At 70.3% G+C, this 3,425-nt stretch carries 3 protein-coding genes; 1 reads left to right on the top strand and 2 read right to left on the bottom strand.

Going from position 1 to position 3,425, the window contains the following annotated elements; translation table 11 throughout:
• Nucleotides 1-1,721, top strand: a 1,721-nt coding sequence (locus tag G3N93_RS36535; protein WP_241026849.1) for a cobalt chelatase, incomplete at its 5' end; no start/stop codon positions are given.
• A 103-nt stretch (nucleotides 1,722-1,824) separates the two neighbouring features.
• Here the strand turns inward: G3N93_RS36535 and G3N93_RS36530 are convergent.
• On the bottom strand, nucleotides 1,825-2,592 hold the full coding sequence (locus tag G3N93_RS36530; protein ID WP_011355592.1) for a sulfite exporter TauE/SafE family protein: 768 nt from the start codon (nucleotides 2,590-2,592) through the stop codon (nucleotides 1,825-1,827).
• A partial coding sequence (gene pta / locus G3N93_RS36525; RefSeq protein WP_206135193.1) for a phosphate acetyltransferase occupies nucleotides 2,589-3,425 on the bottom strand: 837 nt, incomplete at its 5' end. The genes pta and G3N93_RS36530, both read right to left, overlap by 4 nt.

Below are 3,425 nucleotides of genomic sequence, written 5' to 3'. Positions count from 1 at the left end.
GGAGCGCCGCTCGCGACGCCGCGCGCCGTGCATCGGCGCGCGAAGCGCTTGGCGCATCGACGGTACGCGCGCTGACACGCGACGCGGCGCTGCATTACCGCGCGGGCCGCGTGTGCCGCGACCTGCGGCCGTTGCCGATCCATGCGCCGCACCTGCGCGCACAGGCCGCCGACGACGATCTCGCGTCGTGGCGCGGCGCGGCTGACGGTGCCGCGCTGCGCATCCTGCATTCGGATGCGGACCTGCATCGCGCGCTGTCCGGCGACGATCCGATCGAACGCGTGCTGTTCGAAATGCTCGAGCAGTTGCGCTGCGAGTCGCTGGCGCCGCCCGCCATGCGCGGTGTCGTGCAGAACCTGCGTCATCGTTTCGAAACCTGGTCGCGTGCGTTTCATCGGTCGGGGCAGGCCGATACGCATGTCGGGATCCTCGTGTACACGGTCGCGCAGATCGCATGGTCGCGGCTGACGGGCTGGCCGGTGCTCGAGGAGACGGAAGACCTGATCGAAGCGTCGCGCGCGGCGATCGTGCCCGAGATCGGCGTGCAGCTCGCGGGGCTCAAGCGGTGCCGGCACGATCAGCGCGCATTCGCGGAACATGCGCTGGCGCTTGCGAAGCGCATTGCGTCGATGATCCGCGACGCGCGCGCGGCCGTCGTCGAAACCGAGACGGAAGATGCCCGCGAGCAGGACGATGCACTGACGAATTTCTCGCTGTGGGTCGATTTCGACGAGACGGGCATCGACCTGCCGGCACTCGTGGAGACGGGCGACAGCGTCGTGCTGCAGGGCGGCGACGCCGTCTACCGCGCATATACGACGCGCTACGATCGCGAACTCCGGCCGGCTGTGCAGATCCGCGCGGCCCTGTTGCGCGAGTATCGCGACCGGCTCGACGGCCAGGTCGCCGCACAGCGGATCAACGTTACGCGGCTTGCACGTGTGCTGCGCGCGGCGCTGGTCGTGCCGCAAGCCGACGGCTGGTCGTTCGGCGAGGAGCATGGCCGCCTCGACGGCCGCCGGCTCGCGCAACTGGTCAGCTCGCCGGCCGAACGGCGGCTGTTCCGGCTCGAACGCGTGCGGCCGCACGCCGACTGCGCGCTCGCGTTCCTGATCGACTGTTCCGGGTCGATGAAGACGTGGATCGACGGTGTCGCGCTGATGGTCGACACGCTGGCCCGTGCGGGCGATGCCGCCGGTCTTGCAACCGAAGTGCTCGGCTTCACGACGCTGGCCTGGAACGGCGGCCGCGCACGGCAGGACTGGCTCGCGCGCGGCAAGCCGCGCCATCCGGGCCGGCTCAACGAAACCGGCCATCTGGTGTTCAAGGACGCGGACACCCGCTGGCGACACGCGCGCACGGGCATTGCCGCGCTGTTCAAGGCCGATCTGTTCCGCGAAGGCGTCGACGGCGAAGCGGTCGAATGGGCGTGCGCGCGGCTCGCGGCGCGGCCGGAGGCGCGCAAGATCCTCGTCGTGATCTCGGACGGCAGCCCGATGGACGGCGCGACGGCGCTCGCGAACGATCCGTTCTATCTTGACAACCACCTGAAGCAGGTGGTCGCGCGCCAGGAGGCGGCCGGCCGCGTCGAAGTCCTCGGGCTCGGCGTCGGGCTCGATCTCGGGCCGTATTACCGGCACCGGCTCGCGATCGATCTTGCATCGGCGCCCGATATGAAGCGGCTCGTCGAAATCGCCGGATGGATCGGCGCGCGGCGGTGAAGCGGGCGACTGCATTCGACGCGAGCGCAGCGGACGTGTACGCGTCGAGTTCGAATCGACTGCCGGGAACCCGCCGGTTCGACGCGGCGCACGCCGCGCGACGTCAAGCGCGATGCAGCAGCGGCGGCAGCGACGTTGCGATCAGCCCGATGCCGATCGCCATCAGCACGCCGAACGCCAGCCGGCGCAACGCGACCGGCGACAGCGGCGGCGGGTAGTGGCGCGCGGCTACCGTCGTCAGCATCACGACCGGTGTCGCGATCGCGGCCAGCAGCCAGATGTCGCGATCGAGCTGGCCTTCGCATGCGCTATACAGCACACGTGTGGCCGAGGTCGTCGTGAACAGCACGATCAGCGCGCAGCGGATCTGCACGAGCGTCAGCGGCTGCCGGTAGAACTGGAAGATCAGCGGCGGCCCCGACACGCCGAACATTCCGCTCAGCAAGCCGCCAAACAGGCCGCTGACGAAGAAGCTGCGGTTGTCCGAGCGCTCGGTGAGCGGCGCCGGGCGCAGCGCCGCGCTCAGGCCGCCGTACAGCACGACCGCGCCGAGGATCAGTTGCAGCAGGTCGGCCGCGGACCGGCTCAGGCATTCGAGCAGCAGCACGCCCGCGACGACCGACGGCAGGATGCCGAGCGTCGCCGCGCCGACCGCGCGCCAGTCGATGTGATGCAGCCGGCCGGGCAACGCGGTCGCGCCGTTCGCGAGCGATACGACGCTCATCAGCGTGGCGACGGTGGCGAGCGGTGCGAGCCCGAAGCCGCTCGTCGCGCCCATCACGATCATCCCGAGCCCGAAGCCGGTGACGGTCTGGAAATAGCTGCCGGCGCCGATCACCGCGATCAGGATCGCCAGTTTGTCGGCTGTCATGCGTGCGCAGCCTCGCCGGTTGCGGCGCGCTGCGCGGCCGCCTGCGCCTGCACGGTGGTCGCCGCGATCACGTGATAGACGTCGTCGGCGCTGCAGCCGCGCGACAGGTCGTTCGCGGGGCGGCGCAAGCCTTGCAGCAGCGGGCCGACGGCCTTCGCGCGACCGATCCGCTCGGCGAGCTTGTAGCCGATGTTGCCGGCTTCGAGGCTCGGGAACACGAGCACGTTCGCGTGGCCGCCCACCTGCGAATGTGCGATCTTGCGCTCGGCGATTTCCGCGACGATCGCCGCATCGAGCTGCACGTCGCCGTCGATCGCGAGGGTGGGGCGCAGTTCGCGCACGTGCGCGGTCGCGGCCGTCACCTTGTCGACCGCCGCGTGATGCGCGCTGCCGCTCGTCGAGAACGACAGCATCGCGACGCGCGGCTCCTCGCCGAGCAGTGCGTGCGCGCTGTCGGCGGCGGCCATCGCGATCTCGGCGAGTTGATTGGCGTCCGGATCGACGACCAGCGCGCAGTCGGAGAAGATCAGCCCGCCCTTGATCGTGTGGAACGGTTCGCACAGCATCATCAGGAAGAAGCTCGACACGATCCGGAACGCCGGATCGACGCCGATCAGCTGGATTGCCGCCCGCACGACGTCGGCCGTCGCATGCACGGCGCCCGCGACCGAGCCGTCCGCATCGCCGAGCCGCACCATCAGGTTCGCGTGGCAGAGCGGGTCGAGCACCGCGTCGCGCGCGGCGTCGGCCGTCATGCCCTTGCCCTTGCGCAGCGCATGCAGCGTGTCGGCATAGGCATCGCGTTGCGTGGCGGTGGCCGGCAGATCGGCACA

The sequence above is a fragment of the Burkholderia sp. Se-20378 genome (genome assembly GCF_017104665.1).
Taxonomy (GTDB): Bacteria; Pseudomonadota; Gammaproteobacteria; order Burkholderiales; family Burkholderiaceae; genus Burkholderia; species Burkholderia lata.
This window is presented reverse-complemented; position numbering and strand designations above follow the sequence as displayed.